21 protein-coding genes are annotated in these 20,884 nt (G+C 40.3%); 18 read left to right on the top strand and 3 right to left on the bottom strand.

From position 1 onward, the window contains the following. The first annotated feature begins 4 nt into the window (after nucleotides 1-4). From NSU13_RS08130 to NSU13_RS08180, 11 genes are all read left to right on the top strand, one after another. Nucleotides 5-289 carry a YlxR family protein gene (locus NSU13_RS08130; protein WP_024424139.1) on the top strand — a complete coding sequence of 95 codons (285 nt, stop codon included), beginning with the start codon at nucleotides 5-7 and terminating at the stop codon, nucleotides 287-289. Continuing rightward, nucleotides 282-584: a YlxQ family RNA-binding protein gene (locus NSU13_RS08135; RefSeq protein ID WP_024424138.1), complete on the top strand. Its 303-nt coding sequence runs from the start codon at nucleotides 282-284 to the stop codon at nucleotides 582-584. The genes NSU13_RS08130 and NSU13_RS08135 overlap by 8 nt, the downstream gene beginning before the upstream one ends. Before the next feature lie 19 nt (nucleotides 585-603). Beyond that, nucleotides 604-2,724, top strand: a complete 2,121-nt coding sequence (gene infB / locus NSU13_RS08140) for a translation initiation factor IF-2 (protein ID WP_034281840.1) — start codon at nucleotides 604-606, stop codon at nucleotides 2,722-2,724. Then, on the top strand, nucleotides 2,721-2,999 hold the full coding sequence (locus tag NSU13_RS08145; RefSeq protein ID WP_024424137.1) for a DUF503 domain-containing protein: 279 nt from the start codon (nucleotides 2,721-2,723) through the stop codon (nucleotides 2,997-2,999). The genes infB and NSU13_RS08145 overlap by 4 nt, the downstream gene beginning before the upstream one ends. Nucleotides 3,000-3,016: 17 nt before the next feature. Next, entirely contained in the window at nucleotides 3,017-3,367 is a 351-nt protein-coding gene (gene rbfA / locus NSU13_RS08150; RefSeq protein ID WP_007499525.1) for a 30S ribosome-binding factor RbfA, read from the top strand. 68 nt (nucleotides 3,368-3,435) lie between these two features. Then, nucleotides 3,436-4,365, top strand: coding sequence for a tRNA pseudouridine(55) synthase TruB (truB, locus tag NSU13_RS08155; RefSeq protein WP_061109858.1), 930 nt, complete (start codon nucleotides 3,436-3,438; stop codon nucleotides 4,363-4,365). A gap of 17 nt (nucleotides 4,366-4,382) precedes the next feature. Beyond that, nucleotides 4,383-5,348, top strand: coding sequence for a bifunctional riboflavin kinase/FAD synthetase (ribF, locus tag NSU13_RS08160; RefSeq protein ID WP_034281843.1), 966 nt, complete (start codon nucleotides 4,383-4,385; stop codon nucleotides 5,346-5,348). Between the two features lie 140 nt (nucleotides 5,349-5,488). After that, nucleotides 5,489-5,758, top strand: coding sequence for a 30S ribosomal protein S15 (gene rpsO / locus NSU13_RS08165; RefSeq protein ID WP_008354438.1), 270 nt, complete (start codon nucleotides 5,489-5,491; stop codon nucleotides 5,756-5,758). Nucleotides 5,759-5,939: 181 nt separating this feature from the next. Beyond that, entirely contained in the window at nucleotides 5,940-8,057 is a 2,118-nt protein-coding gene (gene pnp, locus NSU13_RS08170; protein WP_024424134.1) for a polyribonucleotide nucleotidyltransferase, read from the top strand. A gap of 124 nt (nucleotides 8,058-8,181) precedes the next feature. Then, nucleotides 8,182-9,135, top strand: coding sequence for a polysaccharide deacetylase family protein (locus tag NSU13_RS08175; RefSeq protein ID WP_342489974.1), 954 nt, complete (start codon nucleotides 8,182-8,184; stop codon nucleotides 9,133-9,135). Nucleotides 9,136-9,168: 33 nt separating this feature from the next. Beyond that, nucleotides 9,169-10,401, top strand: a complete 1,233-nt coding sequence (locus NSU13_RS08180) for a pitrilysin family protein (protein WP_034281847.1) — start codon at nucleotides 9,169-9,171, stop codon at nucleotides 10,399-10,401. 52 nt (nucleotides 10,402-10,453) lie between these two features. Here NSU13_RS08180 and NSU13_RS08185 read toward each other — a convergent pair whose 3' ends face one another. Beyond that, nucleotides 10,454-10,717, bottom strand: coding sequence for an acyl carrier protein (locus NSU13_RS08185; RefSeq protein WP_051627339.1), 264 nt, complete (start codon nucleotides 10,715-10,717; stop codon nucleotides 10,454-10,456). A gap of 169 nt (nucleotides 10,718-10,886) precedes the next feature. On the opposite strand from NSU13_RS08185, the gene NSU13_RS08190 reads away from it, so the two are divergent. From NSU13_RS08190 to NSU13_RS08200, 3 genes are all read left to right on the top strand, one after another. After that, a complete protein-coding gene (locus tag NSU13_RS08190) occupies nucleotides 10,887-11,807 on the top strand; it encodes an aminoglycoside phosphotransferase family protein (RefSeq protein ID WP_342489975.1) in 921 nt (306 codons plus the stop codon). 173 nt (nucleotides 11,808-11,980) lie between these two features. Then, complete coding sequence (locus NSU13_RS08195) at nucleotides 11,981-13,750, top strand: ABC transporter ATP-binding protein (RefSeq protein WP_180951431.1); 1,770 nt, start codon at nucleotides 11,981-11,983, stop codon at nucleotides 13,748-13,750. Further along, nucleotides 13,747-15,465, top strand: coding sequence for an ABC transporter ATP-binding protein (locus NSU13_RS08200; protein ID WP_211042750.1), 1,719 nt, complete (start codon nucleotides 13,747-13,749; stop codon nucleotides 15,463-15,465). Before NSU13_RS08195 ends, NSU13_RS08200 begins: the two co-directional genes overlap by 4 nt. Here NSU13_RS08200 and NSU13_RS08205 read toward each other — a convergent pair. Beyond that, nucleotides 15,452-15,712 carry an acyl carrier protein gene (locus NSU13_RS08205; RefSeq protein ID WP_034281852.1) on the bottom strand — a complete coding sequence of 87 codons (261 nt, stop codon included), beginning with the start codon at nucleotides 15,710-15,712 and terminating at the stop codon, nucleotides 15,452-15,454. The genes NSU13_RS08200 and NSU13_RS08205 overlap by 14 nt on opposite strands. A 101-nt stretch (nucleotides 15,713-15,813) precedes the next feature. On the opposite strand from NSU13_RS08205, the gene NSU13_RS08210 reads away from it, so the two are divergent. Genes NSU13_RS08210 through NSU13_RS08225 form a run of 4 tightly spaced genes read left to right on the top strand, consistent with a single transcriptional unit; the run spans nucleotide 15,814 to nucleotide 19,770 of the window. Continuing rightward, nucleotides 15,814-16,827, top strand: a complete 1,014-nt coding sequence (locus tag NSU13_RS08210; RefSeq protein WP_180951430.1) for a hypothetical protein — start codon at nucleotides 15,814-15,816, stop codon at nucleotides 16,825-16,827. Between the two features lie 19 nt (nucleotides 16,828-16,846). Continuing rightward, a complete protein-coding gene (locus NSU13_RS08215) occupies nucleotides 16,847-17,425 on the top strand; it encodes a CYTH domain-containing protein (RefSeq protein ID WP_034281854.1) in 579 nt (192 codons plus the stop codon). 6 nt (nucleotides 17,426-17,431) lie between these two features. After that, nucleotides 17,432-18,577, top strand: coding sequence for a nucleotidyltransferase family protein (locus NSU13_RS08220; protein WP_305933646.1), 1,146 nt, complete (start codon nucleotides 17,432-17,434; stop codon nucleotides 18,575-18,577). A 23-nt stretch (nucleotides 18,578-18,600) separates the two neighbouring features. Then, nucleotides 18,601-19,770, top strand: coding sequence for a hypothetical protein (locus tag NSU13_RS08225; RefSeq protein WP_342474740.1), 1,170 nt, complete (start codon nucleotides 18,601-18,603; stop codon nucleotides 19,768-19,770). Here the strand turns inward: NSU13_RS08225 and NSU13_RS08230 are convergent. After that, nucleotides 19,767-20,849: a serine hydrolase domain-containing protein gene (locus NSU13_RS08230; protein ID WP_305933648.1), complete on the bottom strand. Its 1,083-nt coding sequence runs from the start codon at nucleotides 20,847-20,849 to the stop codon at nucleotides 19,767-19,769. The genes NSU13_RS08225 and NSU13_RS08230 overlap by 4 nt on opposite strands. Nucleotides 20,850-20,884: the final 35 nt, after the last annotated feature.

Genomic DNA, 20,884 nt, shown 5'->3' on the forward strand with positions numbered 1-20,884 from the left:
AAAGGTGAAAAGCCGAAAAAAAATCCCGCTTAGAAAATGCGTCGTGACGGGAGAAATGAAACCAAAGAAAGAACTGATCCGTGTTGTTCGTTCTAAAGAAGGAGAAGTGTCTGTTGACGCTACCGGAAAAATGAACGGACGCGGAGCTTACCTTTCTCTCGATAAAGAAACTATTCTTGCGGCAAAGAACAAACGCAGTTTACAGCAGCAATTTCAGACACAGATTGACGAACACATATTTGAAGAATTACTAGAACTAGCTGAAAAGGTGAAAAAACCTAATGAATGAATCTGAATGGTATCCTTTGCTTGGTCTAGCAAATCGAGCTCGTAAAGTCGTGTCAGGAGAAGATCTGGTGATCAAAGAAATTAGACATGCGCGTGCTAAGCTGGTTCTTCTTGCAGCAGATGCCTCATCTAACACAGAGAAAAAGGTATCTGACAAATGCAAATTTTATAATGTTCCGGTTAGAAAAGTTGAAGACCGTTCCGTTCTCGGACGTTCTATTGGGAAAGAAGCTCGCGTAGTTGTCGCTGTCACTGACCAAGGCTTCGCTAAGAAGCTCATAAGCTTGCTCGATTAATTTATTTGGGGGTGAACGAATGGCTAAAGTGAGAGTATATGAATACGCAAAAGCCATAGATGTTTCAAGTAAAGATATTATAGCAGCGCTTAAGGATATGAACGTGGAAGTGAACAACCACATGGCGACGCTTGAAGACGACACTGTGAAAAAGCTAGACGCTATCTATAAAAAAGCCAAAGCAAAAGAGACAGCTAACGAGAAACCCGCAGAACAAAAAAAACAATCATCTAACAAAAACAATGATAGAAAGAAGAATGACGTGCAGAATAATCAATTTAATAAAAACAAAAAAAACAACAACCAAAATAAAAACAAAAACAAACGCGGTGGAAATAACAAACCGCAGCATCAGCAAGCTAGACCTGTGAAGCCTAAAAAAGAGCTTCCTGAAAAAATTGAATTTACAAATTCAATGACTGTCGGCCAGCTGGCTGATGAGCTTGGAAAAGAATCAGCTGAAATCATTAAAAAGCTGATGATGCTTGGTGTCATGGCAACAATCAACCAAGAACTTGATAAAGATACAGTTGAATTAATCGCTTCTGAATATGGTGTTCCAGTTGAGGAAGTCATCATTTTAGAAGAAACTGAACTTGAAAAGTATGAAGTTGAAGATAAAGAAGAAGATATGCAAGTACGCCCTCCAGTTGTAACGATCATGGGACACGTTGACCACGGGAAAACAACTCTTCTTGACAGCATCCGTAAGACAAAAGTCGTCGAAGGCGAAGCAGGTGGAATCACGCAGCATATCGGTGCATACCAAATCGAAGAAAATGGCAAAAAAATTACGTTCCTTGATACACCTGGACACGCAGCATTTACAACGATGCGTGCACGTGGTGCCGAAGTAACGGATACGACAATTCTAGTCGTTGCAGCAGATGATGGCGTCATGCCGCAAACAATTGAAGCGATTAACCATGCGAAAGCGGCAGAAGTGCCAATCATTGTCGCTGTGAACAAAATTGACAAACCAACAGCGAACCCTGACCGCGTGATGCAGGAATTAACTGAGCATGGTCTTGTACCAGAAGCTTGGGGCGGCGAAACCATTTTCGTTCCACTATCTGCGAAAACAGGTGAAGGCATCGACGAATTGATCGAAATGATCCTTCTTGTCAGCGAAGTTGCAGAACTGAAAGCCAATCCAAATCGTGCGGCAAAAGGGACTGTCATCGAGGCTGAGCTTGATAAAGGAAGAGGTTCTGTTGCAACCCTTCTTGTTCAAACAGGTACACTTCAAGTAGGTGACCCAATCGTTGTCGGAAATACATTTGGCCGTGTACGTGCAATGGTCAATGACATCGGCCGCCGCGTGAAAACAGCAGGACCATCTACACCTGTTGAAATCACTGGTTTAAACGATGTACCGAATGCAGGGGATCAGTTCCTCGTATTCAAAGATGAAAAAACAGCTCGTCAAGTCGGTGAGGCGCGTGCTTCTAAACAGCTGGACGAACAGCGTTCAGATAAAGCAAAATTATCTCTAGACGACCTATTTGAGCAAATCAAACAAGGTGACGTAAAAGATATCAACTTGATCGTGAAAGCAGACGTACAAGGCTCTGCTGAAGCATTAACAGCAGCTCTTCAAAAAATAGAAGTCGAAGGCGTAAAAGTGAAAATCATCCATACGGGTGTTGGAGCGATTACAGAATCAGACATCATTTTAGCAAGTGCTTCTAATGCCATCGTAATTGGCTTTAACGTACGTCCTGATGGAAATGCGAAGAGCACAGCTGAGACTGAGAACGTTGATATCCGCTTGCACCGCATTATTTATAAAGTCATCGATGAAATTGAAGCTGCGATGAAAGGAATGCTTGACCCTGAATATGAAGAAAAAGTCATCGGTCAAGTTGAAGTTCGTCAAACGTTCAAAGTATCTAAAATCGGTACAATTGCGGGCGGCTATGTAACTGAAGGAACGATTACAAGAGATAGCGGAATCCGCTTAATCCGTGACGGCGTCGTTATTTTTGAAGGCGAAGTTGACGTGTTAAAACGATTTAAAGATGATGTGAAAGAAGTTTCACAAGGCTATGAATGTGGTATTACCATTAAGAAATACAATGATATCCGTGAAGGTGATGTCATGGAATCATTCGTTATGCAAGAAATCGAAAGAAAATGATCGGTTATACCGAATGTGAGTGCATGATCTATGATGCATCCTCACTGAAGGAAAAACGTGCGGTTCTTCAGCGTATATTGACAAGAACGCGTCATAAATTCAATGTAACCATTGCTGAAATGGATTACCAGGATACATGGCAGCGTACATCAATTGGAATCGCCGTGATTTCCTCATCTCGGGTTCAAGTGGAAAAGGAGCTTCAGCGTGTATTAAGCTTTATCGATTCTTTTCCTGAAATTGAACGAACGATCACGAAAACTGAGTGGTTTTAATTAGAGGTGATAAGATCATGAGTATGAGAGCAACCCGTGTGGGTGAGCAAATGAAAAAAGAATTGGGCGACATCTTAGGCAGAAAGCTAAAAGATCCAAGAATCGGCTTTTTGACTGTAACCGATGTCGAAGTATCCGGTGATTTGCAAATTGCCAAAGTCTACATTTCTGTTCTTGGCGACGAGAAGAAAAGAGAGGAAACCTTAAAAGGCCTTGCAAAGGCTAAAGGGTATATCCGCTCTGAAATTGGCAATCGAATCAGACTTCGCAAAACACCAGAACTGCATTTTGAATTCGACGAATCTGTAGACTACGGAAACCGAATTGAAAGCCTGATTGCTGAATTAAACACAAAAGATCACGAATAAGACGTTGAAATAAGGATAGGCGATGATCGTCTGTCCTTTTTCATCGTTTATGAAAGGAGAGAACGCATATGATAAATGGTGTTCTTTTATTACATAAAGAAAGAGGCATGACCTCACACGACTGCGTGTTTAAAGTAAGAAAAATTTTACACACAAAAAAAGTCGGCCATACAGGCACCCTCGACCCAGAGGTTTCAGGTGTTCTGCCTATTTGTATCGGAAGAGCAACGAAGATTGTAGAATACTTAACAGATAAATCGAAAACATACGATGCAGAAATCACGATTGGCTTTTCTACAACAACAGAAGACCAAACAGGTGAGATCGTAGAAGAAAAAAAGGTGGAAAAACCGATCTCAGAAAAAGAAATTGATGCGGCGCTGAAGCAGTTTGAAGGAACCATTGAACAAATTCCTCCCATGTTTTCTGCTGTGAAAATTGGCGGGAAAAAGCTCTATGAGTATGCAAGAGAGGGTATCGAAATTGAGCGGCCAAGCCGAGAAATTACTATTCACCGTATCGAGCGGACTACACCTGTCACATATGAGGATGGCAGCGTGTCATTTAGGTTTACTGTTCTATGCTCAAAGGGAACGTATGTGAGGACCTTAGCGGTTGATATCGGGAAGAAACTAGGGTTTCCAGCCCACATGTCACATCTTATTCGTACGGGGTCTGGTGATTTTACACTTGATGAATGTATTACGCTGGATGAGCTGCGAGATATAAGCGAGGAAGGAACTGTAGATGAGCACCTTGTCCCGATCGAGCGTGCGCTCAATCATTTGCCGAAATGGGAGATAAATGATACATTAGCAAGTAAAGTGGAAAACGGTGCAGTCCTGCCAATGCCTGATGAATTTGCTCATTTCGCAGAGGCGGATCGTGTCGCTGTTTTTGCTCCTTCAGGTCGTTGTCTGGCAATATATATGAAGCACCCGACCAAACAGAACCTGATGAAGCCGGCGAAGATCTTATCTCAGGACAAGCAATCTTAAAGAAAAGGTGACATCTCGTGAAGACTATACATATTTCACACCCACATACATTGAATCAAAAAGATCAAGTCCCGTCTGTCATGGCTTTAGGGTACTTTGACGGTGTTCACCTCGGGCATCAAAAAGTCATTGACGAAGCGAAAAGCATTGCGAAAAAAGAAGGATTGGCCTTAGCAGTCATGACCTTTCATCCGCATCCATCACATGTTTTGCAAAAGGCACGGGAACCAAAAGACTTAATTACACCGCTTGAGGATAAAATTGATTTTATCGAACAGCTGGGCGCTGACTATTTATACATCGTACAATTCAGCGAGAGCTTTGCAGCTCTATCTCCTCAAGAGTTTGTGGATCAATATTTGGATGAATTGAATGTGAAGCACGCAGTAGCGGGGTTTGATTTTACGTTTGGCCGTTTTGGTGCAGGTACAATGGAAACGTTCGATGAATACGGAAAAGGCCGTATCAATGCAACCATCGTACCTAAGCTGTCCAATCAAGACCGAAAAGTCAGTTCCACTCTCATCCGTTCCGCATTAAAAAATGGGGATGTTGAATATGTGAGCGAGCTTTTAGGAAAACCTTATCAGCTTCGCGGCATTGTCATCCATGGAGACAAACGCGGACGGACGATCGGATTTCCGACAGCTAATGTCGGCTTATCTGCTGAATACATTATTCCGCCAACAGGGGTATATGCAGTAAGAGCAGAAGTAAAAGGTAAAGTATATGACGGCGTTTGTAATGTCGGCTATAAACCAACATTTTATGAAAAACGTCCTGATCAGCCTGCCATTGAAGTAAACCTTTTTGATTTTAACGAAGAAATATATGGCCAGCCGATTAAATTACAATGGTTCAAGCGCATTCGCAGTGAACGAAAATTTAACGGAATCCAGGAGCTGACGGCTCAAATCAGTCAAGATAAAGAAGAAGCGATTCAGTTTTTTCAAGATCAGCTCAAGCAAACAAAAAAATCATAGAAAAACTGCTCTACCATTTGCAAATTCAGCATATTTTTAGTATGATTATTCCTGTAGCTTTAAAACCACTTACTTGGCAGGCCGACTTCACCGACGGTTGCGAGGTAGATGGGGCTAACATGATTTGGAGGTGAAACAGGATGGCTATTACTCAAGAGCGTAAAACGCAATTAATTAATGAGTTCAAAACACACGAATCTGATACTGGATCTCCAGAAGTTCAGATCGCTGTCCTAACAGAATCAATTAACAACTTGAACGAGCATTTACGTACTCATAAGAAAGATCACCACTCACGTCGCGGTCTTTTGAAAATGGTAGGTAGACGTCGTAATCTTCTTACGTATCTACGTAATAAAGACGTAACTCGTTACCGTGAGTTAATTAACAAACTAGGCTTACGTCGATAATCGTAAAAAGCGGGAGGATTCCCGCTTTTTTATCGTATAATCACTAATATTTTATGGTTAAAATGTTGAAAGAATGGCAAAAACCCTTCTACATACAGCTTTCACATTGATATGTGAAAATCATTTTGTTCATAATAAGAACTAACTAAAACTTTACGATAAGAGAGGAGTTTATCTCAGAATGGGACAAGAGAAACATGTCTTCACCATAGACTGGGCTGGACGTCAACTGACAGTTGAAACTGGCCAGCTTGCAAAGCAAGCAAACGGAGCGGTCCTCGTACGCTACGGAGATACGGCTGTGCTTAGCTCAGCAACAGCTTCTAAAGAACCAAAACCACTTGATTTCTTCCCGCTCACTGTGAACTACGAAGAAAGACTATACGCAGTAGGTAAAATTCCTGGCGGCTTCATTAAAAGAGAAGGCCGTCCAAGTGAAAAGGCGATCCTTGCCAGCCGCTTAATTGACAGACCAATTCGTCCGCTGTTTGCAGATGGATTTAGAAACGAAGTACAAGTCATTAGTATCGTCATGAGTGTGGATCAAGATTGCTCATCTGAAATGGCTGCAATGTTTGGCTCATCTTTAGCTTTATGTGTGTCTGACATTCCATTTGAGGGACCAATCGCCGGCGTTACAGTAGGACGAGTGGATGGAAAGCTGATCATTAACCCGAATGTGGAGCAGCTTGAACAAAGTGACATCAATCTTGTGGTTGCCGGAACAAAAGATGCGATCAACATGGTAGAAGCTGGTGCTGATGAAGTACCGGAAGAAACAATGCTTGAAGCGATCATGTACGGTCACCAGGAGATCAAACGCTTAATCGAATTCCAAGAAGAAATTGTGAAGGCAGTCGGTAAGGAAAAAATCGATATTCCTTTATATGAAGTAGATCAAACGTTAGCAGACGAAGTAAAAGCACTTGCTGAAGCTGACCTGCTGAAAGCGATTCAAGTACATGAGAAGCATGCGCGTGAGGATGCAATCAGTGCTGTGAAAAAAGCTGTAGTTGAGAAGTTTGAAGCAGAAGAACGTGACGAAGCAACGATTAAACAAGCGAAAGATGTATTAAACAAGCTTGTCAAAAACGAAGTTCGCCGTCTGATTACTGAAGAGAAAGTACGTCCAGATGGACGCGGCGTAGATCAAATCCGTCCACTTTCTTCAGAAGTAGGACTTCTGCCAAGAACGCACGGTTCAGGCCTATTTACAAGAGGACAAACACAGGCGCTCAGTATTTGTACATTAGGTGCACTTGGCGATGTGCAAATTCTTGATGGTTTAGGTGTTGAAGAATCAAAACGCTTCATGCACCATTACAACTTCCCGCAATTCAGTGTTGGTGAGACAGGTCCAATGCGCGGTCCAGGCCGTCGTGAGATCGGGCATGGTGCACTAGGTGAACGTGCACTAGAACCAGTCATTCCATCCGAAAAAGATTTCCCTTATACGGTTCGCCTCGTTTCAGAGGTATTAGAATCTAACGGATCTACTTCACAAGCAAGTATTTGCGCAAGCACACTTGCGATGATGGATGCCGGTGTTCCAATTAAAGCACCAGTTGCAGGGATTGCAATGGGACTTGTGAAATCTGGTGAATACTACACAGTGCTGACAGACATTCAAGGAATGGAAGATGCACTTGGAGATATGGACTTTAAAGTTGCAGGTACATCAAAAGGTGTAACAGCCCTTCAAATGGACATCAAAATCGATGGTCTATCAAAAGACATCTTAGAAGAGGCTCTTCAACAAGCGAAAAAAGGAAGAATGGAAATTTTAGACAGTATGCTGTCAACAATTCCTGCTTCTAGAGGAGAATTGTCTCGTTATGCACCTAAAATCTTAACGATGACAATCAATCCGGATAAAATTCGCGATGTCATTGGACCAAGCGGTAAACAAATCAATAAAATCATTGAAGATACCGGTGTGAAAATCGATATTGAACAAGATGGTACAATCTTTATTTCTTCTACAGAAGAAGATATGAACCAAAAAGCGAAGAAAATTATTGAAGATCTTGTGAGAGAAGTTGAAGTAGGACAGCTTTACCTAGGTAAAGTCAAACGCATTGAAAAATTCGGTGCCTTCCTTGAAATCTTCAGTGGAAAAGATGGACTTGTTCATATTTCTGAGCTTGCGCTTGAGCGTGTGGGCAAAGTAGAAGATGTCGTGAAACTTGGCGATGAATTACTTGTCAAAGTCACTGAAATCGATAAACAAGGCCGTGTGAACCTTTCTCGAAAAGCTGTTTTACGTGAAGAAAAGGAAAAAGAAGAAAAGCAGTCTTAATGAGATCAAATAAAATGTGTTAGAAGCCAGGTATCCGTGCCAGGCTTCTTTCTTTTCTTGCGCTAACAATAGTTCTAGCTTGTTTCTCCCCATCATAATTTGTGGTATAGGGGAGGGACAACCATTGAAAAAAACGTTACCATTCATTGTGTTTGTATTTTTACTGCTCGTGTCATATCAAACGATGAAGCAGCCGGCTGCTGTTACATATATTGAATCAATGAAAGAGCATGCCGAGGTTGCATCTGTTTCAAAAGATATTTTATTTCAGGAAATTGAATCGAAGTCTTCTGACTATGAAGTAAAGGCGCAAAATGCTAAGATTGATAAAGTGTGGAAAAAGATGCCTGGCTTAAATGGACAGACAGTTGATGTCGATGCCTCTTATGAAAAAATGAAGAAACAGGGGTCATTCGATGAAAAGCTGCTTGTTTTTAATGAAACAAAACCATCTATTCATTTACATGAGCTTGGTCCAGAGCCCATTTATAAGGGACATCCAGATAAAAAAATGAATGCATTCCTCATCAACGTAGCTTGGGGTGACGAGCATTTAATCAACATGTTAAAGACGCTGGAAAAGCATCAAGTCAAGGCGACCTTTTTCTTAGAAGGCAAATGGGTGAAAAAAAGCACAGAGCTTGCTAAAAAAATCACGGCAGATGGTCATGAAATTGGAAATCATTCATACAATCACCCAGATATGCGCACACTGACAAGAGAACGAGCATTAGAGCAGATAACGAAAACAAATCGCCAAATTGAAGAATCCCTTGGGAAGAAACCAAAATGGTTTGCGCCTCCAAGCGGCAGCTTTAAAGAAGAAACAGTCAAGCTTGCCAAACAAGAAGGCATGGAAACCATTATGTGGACAGTAGACACCATCGACTGGCAAAAACCATCCCCGGCTATTTTACAAAAGCGGGTGCTTGGGAAAATTCACAATGGGGCGATGATATTAATGCATCCAACAGATGCAACAGCGAAAAGTCTTGACGCACTTATCACTCAAATTAAAGAAAGAGGATATGAATTAGGGACGGTTTCTGACCTCCTAAGTGAAAAAAGACATCCGTGATGCGATCTGTTTGTTGAATAGGAGGAGCAAAACTTGGTCAAAACGTATACATGCCAAAACGGAGTAAGAATTGTACTCGAAAACAATCCCACTGTAAGGTCTGTCGCAATTGGCGTCTGGATTGGAACAGGCTCTAGACATGAGACACCTGAAATTAATGGAATCTCACACTTTTTAGAGCATATGTTCTTTAAAGGAACAAAGACAAGATCTGCACGTGATATCGCAGAATCCTTTGACCGCATTGGTGGTCAGGTGAATGCCTTTACATCAAAAGAATACACTTGCTACTATGCGAAGGTGCTTGATTCACATGCTGGCTACGCCCTCGATGTATTAAGCGACATGTTCTTTCACTCAGCTTTTGATGAAGAAGAGCTGAAAAAAGAAAAAAATGTGGTGTACGAAGAAATTAAAATGTATGAGGATACTCCTGATGACATCGTTCATGATTTATTAAGCAAAGCCATTTATGGTGATCATTCATTAGGATATCCGATTTTAGGAACAGAGGAAACACTCTCAACCTTTAACGGAGACTCACTTAGAAAATACATGGATGAATTCTATACCCCGGACCGCGTCGTGATCTCAGTTGCAGGGAACGTAGATGAGACCTTTATTCGCGAGGTTGAAAAGCTGTTCGGTTCTTATGAAGGAAAAGGGAAAAAGCAGCCTGTAGAAGCTCCAGCATTTCATTATGGCAAGCTCACACGCAAAAAGGAAACGGAACAAGCGCACCTATGCCTGGGCTTTAATGGCCTTCCAGCTGGAGATAAGGGCATCTATGACTTAATCGTCTTAAATAATGTTCTTGGCGGAAGCATGAGCAGCCGATTATTCCAAGATGTAAGAGAGGACAAAGGACTTGCTTATTCCGTCTTCAGCTATCACAGTTCATTTGCAGATAATGGAATGCTGACGATTTATGGCGGAACTGGAGCGAAACAGCTAAACCTGCTCTCTGAGACCATCTTACAAACATTAGACGTCTTAAAACGTGAGGGAATCACGCAGAAAGAACTAGAGAACTCTAAGGAGCAAATGAAAGGCAACCTTATGCTCAGCCTTGAAAGCACAAACAGCAAAATGAGCCGAAACGGTAAAAATGAACTGCTCCTTGGCAAACATCGGACACTCGATGAAATTATTGATGAAATCAACAGCGTCACATTAGACGGCGTGAATAACTTATCTAAACGCATCTTTACAGAAGATTATGCGCTCTCGCTTATTAGTCCGACGGGTGATGTACCTTCTGCTTAAACAAAAAAGGCATGTCTTTTAAAGAGATGCCTTTTTTTTGATACAAAAAAGATTAATCAGCTAACTTGTTTTGCAGCTGATGAACAATTTTATTGATTGTTGAAAAGTGCTCTGTCAGTAATTCCTCATCTGCAAATTGAATATCAAAAACCTCTTCTAATTCCAAAATGAGTGAAACTGCTTTAATCGAATCGAGACCGTGATTTGTTAATTCCTCATCTGCACCAATAGAAACCTTGCTGCTATCATCCAAAGAACGCAGAACCAAATCTTTTACTTGACTTGAAAGTGAAAGGACATCTGTCGTTTCATTCATCTGCAACGCTCCCTTTTACAAATTTTCTATCATTTACATAAATTAACTATATTAGAATGGAAAAACATTGTAAAGCAGTTTCGACATAAATAGGAATTGTTGATCATTCTATTCAAATGAAATATTTGGTAGAGTGAGAAGAAAAGAGACTGGAAGGATGAATCAATCCATGAATAAAACAGACCTTATGCAGCACATTCCCTTATTAAAAGAAGCGGTCAGCATAGACCACATTGATAAAGGATATTCTCGGGATGAAAAATGGGTCATAACTACGGTGTCAGGTGAAAAATATGTCCTTCGATTCACAGATCAAGACCAGTATGACAAAATAAAGATGCAGTTTGAGCTGCTTTCCGAATTAAGACGTCATGGTGTTCAGTGTGCTGATCCAGTGAATATCGGTGTTATAGAAGCAAAACAGCAAGTGTACTATGTTTTATCGTTTATAGAAGGCCAGGAAGCAAAAGAAATCATGAGTCAGTTAACTGAAGAACAGCAGTATGCTATCGGGGTAAGTGCAGGTCAGGATTTACGAAATATGCACAAATATCCGGCACCTTCACACATTGAACCTTGGGAAGATCGTGTCATTAAAAAGCATCATCGATATTTAACTGCTTACCGAGAAAGCGGTATCTCCCTTGAAGGGGATGAAAAAGTGGCTCAGTTTATAGCAAAGCACTTACATATTGTGAAAGGCAGACCTAATCAATTTCAGCACGATGATTTTCATTTAGGGAACATTATTGTCAACAATCATAAATATGCAGGTGTTATTGATTTTAACAATTTTGACTGGGGAGATCCCATTCACGATTTTTATAAAGTAGCTCTTTTCAGCAGAGAAACAAGTGAAGCTTTTTCAGCTGGTCAAATCAATGGATATTTTGATGGGAACATTCCAGATGATTTTTGGCTGCTTTACTCTGTTTATGTCGCAATGAGTATCTTTTCATCGATTATGTGGGTTATTAAATTCGATCCGGGTCAAATGGATAAGATGATTGAAAGACTAGAAAATGTGCTAAAAGAACATGATTATTTTAATCAAATAGAGCCTCAGTGGTATGCGCGTATCACTAGATAACAGTGAAATATAGGACGATTGGGCAGTGATGGAAGTCACTGCCTTTTTTGTTATAATGATGCAAATTACACATTGTCATGACTAAAAACATTTTATATAATCCAAACAAGGATCGAAAAAGATGTAAAAAAATTCCGTTTTTTGTTGAAAAAGAGCAAAAGGCTGGTGATGGATTGAAACAAATCGACAAGGATTCAAAGCAGTTATGGCGTGTTTATTTATGGACACTTTCATTCTTAAAGCCTTATACAGGTAAAGTGATTCTAGTTATTATGAGTGGTTTCGTTATTACCTTGAGCGAGCTCATCATACCTAAATTTATTCAATATTTTATTGAGACCATTTTGCCAGCAAAAGACTTTTCAAAAATGAATGGTTTATTGTTAGGACTGACTGGCTTAATTGTACTCGGTATTATACTGACAGCCGCACGAAATTTATGGCAAAGAAAATTAATTGAACAAGCCTCAAGAGATTCACAATTTGCTGCCTTCCAGCAAATCCGTCAACTTGGTTTCTCATACTACGAACAACATTCTGTTAGTGAAACACTCTCCTTTGTTAACACACAGACACGAGCTGTACAAGAAATTTACAGACGATACTTCCCACAATTTATCAATCAGATATTATTTATCGCCATCTCACTTTACTTTATGATAAACATTTCTATTTTTCTCACACTAATCATCATTCCAAGTTTTATTCTCTACTATGTCTTTGGGCCATGGCTTGAAAAAAAGGCCACGATCTACGGTAGACAAAGTGCAGAAGGTTTTCGCACGCTGCAAACAAAATTATACGAAAGTCTTGCTTCGATGGAAGAGCTTAGAATTTTAGGCTATATGAAATGGGATATGGAACGAATTCAAAAACTCCATGAAAAAGTGCGCCAAGATCATGAGAAAAATGTTTTTTTCGCCTATTTACGAGGAAGCAACCGCAGGCTGACTTATTATATTGGCGCTCTTGCCACTTTTGGTATTGGTATCCACCTTGTAAAGACTGGACAGCTAACGACAGGTGGTTTTGTGGCATATATATTATATTATTTTTCAGCGATGCATATGCTTACTTCCATTGTCACACTTTTAACAGAACAACGAATATTAACATTTCAAATTGAACCTTTATATCATTTTATGAAAAAAACACCTGATATTAGAGAGCCTCAGCAGCCGGTGTACCTTGATCATGTAGAAGGCGATATCGTGTTTCATGACGTCAGTTTTCATTATCCAAATCATCCTCCTTTATTAAAAGAGATGAATCTACATATTCGGAAGGGTGAAAAAGTAGCGCTTGTCGGTACAAGCGGCGGAGGGAAAACATCGCTTCTTAAGTTAATTGGACGCTTTTATGATCCCTCATCCGGGATGATTACAATGAATGGAGTTGATTTGCGCCGTTTACCTACTAGTCAAATAAGAGGTGCGATGGGATTTGTTTTTCAAGAAACGTTCTTATTTAATATGAGTGTAAAGGACAATATTCGTTTTGGAGATACAAGTCTTTCAGATCAACAGATCATTGAAGCCGCAAAAAAAGCAGACTGTGATTCATTTATAAGAGAGTTAGAAAATGGATACGATACCATACTCGGGGAAAGGGGATTAAAACTTTCCGGAGGGCAAAAGCAAAAAATAGCGATTGCCAGGCTATTTGCTAAAAATCCAAGGGTTGTATTACTCGACGAAGCCACAGCATCTCTTGACAATGTCAGTGAGCAAAAAGTCCAGCATGCATTACACCAAACATTTAAGGAGTCTACTGTCATTGCAGTTGCGCATCGTTTATCAACGGTCAGCCATTTTGACAGAATTATTTTTATAAAAGATGGTTGTGTGTTAGAAACTGGACCATTTCATGAATTGATGAGGAAAAAAGGGCATTTTTATCAATTGGCGTCTGACCGCTCAGAAAAGGAGGCAGGTGTAACATGAGAAAAAATTGGCTGTTTCTTTTGATCACAAGGCAAAAATGGATGCTCATCCTTGCTCTTTTACTCGTTTTGATTGAAGCAGCAGCTAATTTAGCCATGATAGGACTGCAAAAGTGGCTCATTGATGATGTTCTTTTGAATAGTGGTATCAGTCAACATTTCTCCCAGATCTTGATGCTGTTTGCCATTATATTTCTTGTATATGTTGTGATGTTTGTTGCCAGCCCATATGTGATGCATAAAAACTATCTGACCATCCATCATTCATTGCAGAAAATGATGTTAGATCAGCTTCAGCAAGTATCCATGAGATCATATAAAACTCACCCAGTTAGTTTTTATTTACACAAACTTAATCAAGATGTAAAGACAGTTGCTGTTACGGCTGCTTTACATATACCGAAAATTGTACAAACGATTTTTATGGCCATTGTTTTATCTATCATTTTGCTATCTGTGAGTTCTGTCTTATTTTTCTTGCTTCTCTTTGCAAGCGCTTGTTATTTTATTGTCGGTAAAAAAATGGCGAAAACGGCAACAAACATAGCAAAAGATGTGCAGGAGAGAAGATCAGACCTATTCGTGCATGTAGAAGAAGGCATTTCTTCTACAAGGGAAGTTGTCGCATTCGATCGACGCAAGTGGGAAATCGGTTTGTATGAAAAGCTGTTTAACAAAATGATGGATCTTGTCATGAAGGAAGGTAAGTTTCAAAACAAGCTTCTTTTTTTAACAGAGCCATTGAAATGGTTTGGGATACTATCAGTTCTAGTGTTTGGCACATATCAAGTAGCAGCAGGAAACATGTCCATCGGTTTATTTGTCGTCATTTACCAATATGCATCTCAATTAATGAAGAGTTATCAAGAGTTATTCCAGTATGTATTTGAATTTTTCCAGCAGCGTGCATCTGTTCACCGAATCGCAGAAGTGCTGCAAATGGAAAACGAAGAAAAAGGAACAAAACGAATAGATGCTGTAGAAGACGTGGTGTTTGAAGATGTTTGCTTTTCTTATGAACAAACATCTAAAGGCGCTTTAGACGGCTTGAATCTTCATATTCCAAAGGGAAGGAAAGTGGCGATTGTTGGAGCGAGCGGCAGCGGGAAATCAACGATTTCAAAGCTTACACTTGGACTTTACCGGCCAGACAGCGGGGGAATTTTAGTGAATGGGGTTGATCTATCAGAGATCAATCCATCTCATTTATTAAAGCGAATAGCCGTTGTCCCGCAAGAGCCCTATTTTTTCCCAGACACGATACGCCTGAATTTAATCATGGGATTACATGATGTGACCGAAGAACAACTTGAACAGGCTTGTGAAGTTGCACAAATTCTTTCCTTCATCAAAGGGCTTGAAAAAGGTTTTGACACAGTCATTGGAGAGAGGGGAATTTCCTTATCAGGAGGACAAAGACAGCGTTTAGCTATCGCCAGAGCGCTTTTAAAACAGGCTGATTTACTTATATTAGATGAGGCGACCTCCGCGCTAGATCGGCAGACAGAAAGGAAGGTTCAAAAAGGGATAGACGATGCCAAAGGAGGCGGTACCTTGCTTGTGATTGCACACAGGTTATCGACCATACAAAATGCAGATTTAATCTATGTACTTGAAGGCGGTGCTGTTCAAAGCTGCGGTACTCATGAGGAGCTGATGGAAGCCTCCTCGCATTACCGCTCTTTATTTATGGCCCAGGTAATTACAGCGTCTTAGTCAGTTTGTTTTTAACTAAAGTGAAGAGTCGTTCTAAGGTGCGGAAGTGGTCAGGGTGTAATTCTTCGTCTTCAAAGGCAATATGAAAGGTGTCTTCTAATGAAATAACAAAAGAGACGATTTGGACAGAATTTAATCCTAAAGCTTTTAAACTATCATCTCGGCTTGGCTGCTCATTGAGAGACAACTTATTCATGACAAGCTGTACAATTTTTTCTTCAACTTCAGTTATTGTCAGTTCATTCATGTCGCGGCTCCTTTCTAAGAGATTGATATATGTTACATTTTGGTTGATTAAGGAAAAAAATGCAATTGTTTTTATAAATCTATCATAAGGGGTGGCATTCATTGTCATATGTAAGCTATCAAAAAAATGATGTTCGTGTCGTATTAGGTGCAGATGAATCAGTTCAGAATTTAGTGATAAGTAAAGTGCATCCATATATTGACTGCAGCAAAATAACAGAAAAACATGAAGGTGACGTTTGGACGATTCTAACCAGTAAATATGCACAAGAAATACAAAAAGAAATACCTCTTGAAGAAGTCTTTTACCAAACGAAGATGGAGCCCCGCTGCCGCTACCTGTATGACGGAGAGAAAAAAATCATTGTGATAGATGAACCAAAAGATGTCAGATGGACAGCCCAGCATGCGCTTCGGTTAATAAGAGTTTTGCTTCGCCTTTTGTGTTATCAGGATGGACTCATCTATTTGCATGGGGGCATGATGGAGATGAATCAAAAGGGAATTGCCCTAGTGGGCGGATCAAGGGCAGGGAAAACGTCCACCATCTTATCCTTATTATCATTAACCGATGCTCGATATATCACAAACGATGATATAGGTGTTTCATATACGAACACCGAGTACACAGGAACTGGCTGGCCGAGATCTATGAGTATTCGGAAAGATTCGTTTGAAGCCATTGAAAAGCTAGGTACCCCATACAGACTCCAAACATCGAGTCATCCATTTAACGAGGATGATAAAAGCTATCATTTTGTATATCCAGAGGAGCTAGAAAAATGGTTTTTACGTGAAGTCAAAACAATGGGAAAAATCGATGTGATTGTGTTTCCTGAATTTTTACCTCACGGGCAAACTGGGGCAGAACTTTCGAAAATGACTCCGCAGGAAGCAGCGGAACGTTTGAAGCAGCATGCAGTCATTAATCCAGGAAGACATAATGAATTCTTATTACCATATTTCACATTGCCAACACCCGAAGAGCTAGAACCATTCCTTAACGCACTAGCGGAAAAGGTGCCCTGTTACTCATTAAAACAGGCATTTACTTCTTTAGAGAAAGGCACTGCCCTCATTCAAGAGCTTCTTGAGCAAACCGACATTGTCGTGTAAGACTTTTTGGAGGTGAATTATGGTTGAGCAGGAGTACAAATATTTGTTGTCACAAACAGATTTTCAGCACATATATGACATGTTCATTCAATATCATACACCTACTTATGTTCTTAATTTCAATTACTATTACGACACACCAGATTTTTTATTAAAACGATTTGGTTATACCGTACGTATCCGTCAAATCAGCGGCAAACTAACACTTGAAATCAAATGTCCCAGCCAAACGTCTGGCTATAAAAGAGTAAGAGAAGAAACGTCATTACCTATTGAGGAGTTACCGCAAAAACTAGATGTACAGAACATCATGACGTCTTTACCAATTACAATCACTCAACAGCCAGAATTGTTAGGGCTATTGGTCACTGAGCGAACAACCTTTTACATTGAGAAAGGCATCAAAATCGATTTGGATCAAAGCAGCTATCTTGGCATCACAGATTATGAACTGGAAATTGAATATGACAGTGAAAAAGCATATGAGGCAGATCAATTGTTTCATACACTAACTGATGATTTGGACATGCCAGCCAATCGAAAAGGAAAGCGCTCTCGATTTATCACTAGATTTCAATCGTTTTACGGGAAGGAGTAGTCAAACATGCGGGCTGTTTTGGATCAATCCACTCTCTCAAATGAGCAGAGGCTGTTATTACTTAGCTCACGTATTCAATTAAATGAACAAGAAGAAGAGTCTATTAGAGCTCTATTGAAAGATGGCATCGATATGCCTAAATTAATTGGACTGGCATCAAGACATAAGGTGCTTCAGCTGATGACGCCTCATTTAATTCGCCTTGATGATGAAAAAAACATTACGACGACATACAAATTTTTGCTTCACTATCACTATATAGGGAATCGTCAAAAAAATGTGGAGAGATTCAAGGAATTCAAACGTCTTTTACAAACATTCCGAAATGCAAAGCTAAAAGCGGTCCCCCTTAAAGGCGCCATTTTAACCCCGCTTGTGTACAAAGATTATGGACTGCGAATGATGTCAGACCTTGATTTCTTAATTCATCCAGATGACCGGAAGAATGCCTCTTCATTGCTCAAGAAGGAAGGGTTTATCATCGGGAAATATGACTGGGCTGCCGATCAGGAAATACCGATTGAAAGAGAAGAAGAAATGATGTGGAGAATAAATGCCGGGAATCTTTATTCACATATTAAACGAAGCGGAGAAGATTTTTTGAAGGTACACCGGGTCGATTTCTCTTATGATGTTGAGCTGAAAAAAAACTACGAAGCAACAAATGCCTTGCTGGATGCTGCTGAAGAAAAGCCCTTTTTTCAAACAGATGTCTATTTGCTTCAGCCGTTAGATTTTCTTATCCATCTTGCCTTCCATCTATATAAGGAGGCAACAAACGTACAGTATGTCTACTTACATGCAGATCTTAATTTGATTAAGTTTTGTGATGTAAGGGAGTACGTCATGTTTGCTGAAGAGCAAAATCAGCTTGATTGGCATGCTTTGCAAGAAAGAGCGAAGGAATTAGGGGCCGAGAAAGCACTTTTTTACACGTTTACGTTTTTAGATTTACTGTACCAAACGAACTATATTGACGAATTGAAGCAGCTAGACATGAGTGACCAATCATTCTTAGAAGCCTATGGAGAGAATGATTTCGGTTCTTCGAAAATATGGAAAAAATCCTTTATTGAACGTTTTTTCAGCTTGGATAATCGCAATGAGCTTGAAGAGGAACCAGCCATACAGCTATTTCCTGAAAGGCAATAGCAAATTGAAGGGGAGGATTCTATATGGATATAAAAGCGTTTTTTGAAAAGCCGAAGACCGATTTTCCTTATGAAAAATCATTTGTGTTTGCAGGTATTCATTTTCATATTCTATCTATGGAATTGCTGGCGATTGAAGATATTGAACATTATATCCCAAAAGAATTGGATCGCCGCGAGGGGGATATCCCATCACAGATTGAAATACGGTTTATCATTGATCCGGAGCTTGAACAGTCTATTCGCAGTGCTTGCTTTCAAAAGGGTGAAACCATTACTGCAAAAAGGAAGTTTACTTACAAACGATTAACATTAGACGATCAAGTATTATTTGCCTCACATGAAGGTGACGAACCGCACAGTGTGGCGGTCAATAACGGGCGTTATGCTGTGATTGGAAAAAACAATAATGAGTCTGCGATACGCTGTCCACTGCGAATTGTTCGAGAGATTGCCCTTAGAACATTAGAAAATCAAGGCGGATGCTTTACGCATGCAGCAGCTGTCTCTTTTGAAGATGGCCAAAAAGGAGCGCTCATTATCGGCGATAAAGGTGCCGGGAAGTCAACCACTATGTGGCAGTTTTTGCATCATGGAGGAGCAGATTTTATCACAAACGATCGTTCCATTTCAGTGCTTGAAGATCAGGAACTTATTGTGTATGGATGGCCGATGTGCTTGGCGCTTGGAGTAGGAACTGTCCAAGCCACCACAAATATACAGGAACTGAAAAACAAAAAATTCAGCCGGTCTCAAGATAAAAGAATATGGGATGAAACGATATCAACAGAGGAAGAGGCAAGAGAAAAATGGGCGAGCGGCTGTAAGTTTGAAATTACACCAAAAGAAGCTGCTGAAATGACAGGAACAACGATTAGAAGCTCTACGAAAGTAGATATGGTGATTTTTCCTTCACTTAAAATAGGTTCGGGTGAGATTAGGCTTGTGCCGGTAAAAAAAGATGATCAAAGAGCAAAAGAAATTATGGCAGCAAATATAAGAGAACCGGAAGATCCCGACTATTTAAAAGGCTGGCTCGGACTTCGACAAGTGTCAGATACCTTTCTGGAGCAAAAGGCATCTGAGCTTATCCATCACTTGTTTAACATGCCATGCTTTTATTTAGAGGGTGATCCGCGTTATCTGCAAGAAGCAATTCCAGATCTGTTAAACAAAAAAGTCAGTTCGATTTAAAGAGACGATTGTCTAAACATTCGTTTGAGCCGGTCTTCACGTTTTTTCATGTGCTTGTGATCTGCTGGCAGCAAAATTTGAAAGAGCATTTCGGCAATTGGCCGTGCGAGCCTTTCGTCAGAGTTCATTAGAATGCAAACACCTAATTTTGTCTTTGGAATGAATCCAATATAGGAGGTGAATCCTTTAATTTCTCCGCTATGTTCAGCTAAGGTGCATCCGTTAAAAGGTCTCAAAAACCATGAAAGACCGGCACCTCTGCTGAAATCTTCTTCAACCATAACGGGGCTTTGCATTTCTTTTAGCGAATGCTGTTGAAGCACGCTGTTTGCACCGTATTGAGCTTGAATGAATTGAATCAGATCTTCTGCTGTGGAGATTAGTCCGCTTGAACCGTCCTCCCAAGATGGTGTTTCAGCACTTGGATAGGATACGCCGGACAGGCCTGAGGAAGAAACTGTATACCCTTTGGCTGTGGATGCTGTTTCAATAAAACCAGTTTGCTTCAAGTCGAGCGGTTTTAGTATGTGGGTATGCACTAATTCTCTATATGGCTGATGACTCACTTTTTCTAGCACTTTACTTAATATAGAGTAGCCAAGACTGGAATAATTGATGATAGACCAAGGCGGTGTGAAAATAGTGAGTATTTCAATACACTGAGCTAGCGTCATATCTCGTAAATGAGCTGCTTTGTCAAGTGCTTTGGGCAGGCCTGAGATATGAGAGGCAATCATTCGGAAAGTGAGTGGAATTGGTTCAGACAAGTGACTTTTTATGAAAGAAAGTAGTGGTTCGTAAGTATGAATGGGTTCATCGAGTTGAATGAATCCTTCCTCTCGCAATTTCATCATAACCATTGCAGTAAAAGGCTTAGTCACAGAACCAATTCGAAAGGTTGTGTCTTTTGTAACAGGGGTGCCGCTTTCAATATCAGCGAGGCCTTCATGCCACGACCAAATGTGCTCATCTTCATGAGAAATACAAATGGAACAGCCGGGAATTTGATGTTGTTCCAATAATTCCCTAATATTAGTGGTTGTATCTTGCAGACGCTGCAGGATCGATTCATTGATCAAAATAGACACCTCTTTCATACAGAATATATATATAT

Source organism: Bacillus sp. FSL M8-0049 (genome assembly GCF_038593355.1).
GTDB lineage: Bacteria > Bacillota > Bacilli > Bacillales > Bacillaceae > Bacillus > Bacillus safensis.

Coding starts and splice junctions, on each gene's coding strand:
- NSU13_RS08135 (WP_024424138.1), top strand. CDS start 282: ATGAATGAATCTGAATGGTATCCTTTGCTTGGTCTAGCAAATCGAGCT.
- infB (WP_034281840.1), top strand. CDS start 604: ATGGCTAAAGTGAGAGTATATGAATACGCAAAAGCCATAGATGTTTCA.
- NSU13_RS08145 (WP_024424137.1), top strand. CDS start 2,721: ATGATCGGTTATACCGAATGTGAGTGCATGATCTATGATGCATCCTCA.
- rbfA (WP_007499525.1), top strand. CDS start 3,017: ATGAGTATGAGAGCAACCCGTGTGGGTGAGCAAATGAAAAAAGAATTG.
- truB (WP_061109858.1), top strand. CDS start 3,436: ATGATAAATGGTGTTCTTTTATTACATAAAGAAAGAGGCATGACCTCA.
- rpsO (WP_008354438.1), top strand. CDS start 5,489: ATGGCTATTACTCAAGAGCGTAAAACGCAATTAATTAATGAGTTCAAA.
- pnp (WP_024424134.1), top strand. CDS start 5,940: ATGGGACAAGAGAAACATGTCTTCACCATAGACTGGGCTGGACGTCAA.
- NSU13_RS08185 (WP_051627339.1), bottom strand. CDS start 10,717: ATGAATGAAACGACAGATGTCCTTTCACTTTCAAGTCAAGTAAAAGAT.
- NSU13_RS08190 (WP_342489975.1), top strand. CDS start 10,887: ATGAATAAAACAGACCTTATGCAGCACATTCCCTTATTAAAAGAAGCG.
- NSU13_RS08200 (WP_211042750.1), top strand. CDS start 13,747: ATGAGAAAAAATTGGCTGTTTCTTTTGATCACAAGGCAAAAATGGATG.
- NSU13_RS08205 (WP_034281852.1), bottom strand. CDS start 15,712: ATGAATGAACTGACAATAACTGAAGTTGAAGAAAAAATTGTACAGCTT.
- NSU13_RS08215 (WP_034281854.1), top strand. CDS start 16,847: ATGGTTGAGCAGGAGTACAAATATTTGTTGTCACAAACAGATTTTCAG.
- NSU13_RS08220 (WP_305933646.1), top strand. CDS start 17,432: ATGCGGGCTGTTTTGGATCAATCCACTCTCTCAAATGAGCAGAGGCTG.
- NSU13_RS08225 (WP_342474740.1), top strand. CDS start 18,601: ATGGATATAAAAGCGTTTTTTGAAAAGCCGAAGACCGATTTTCCTTAT.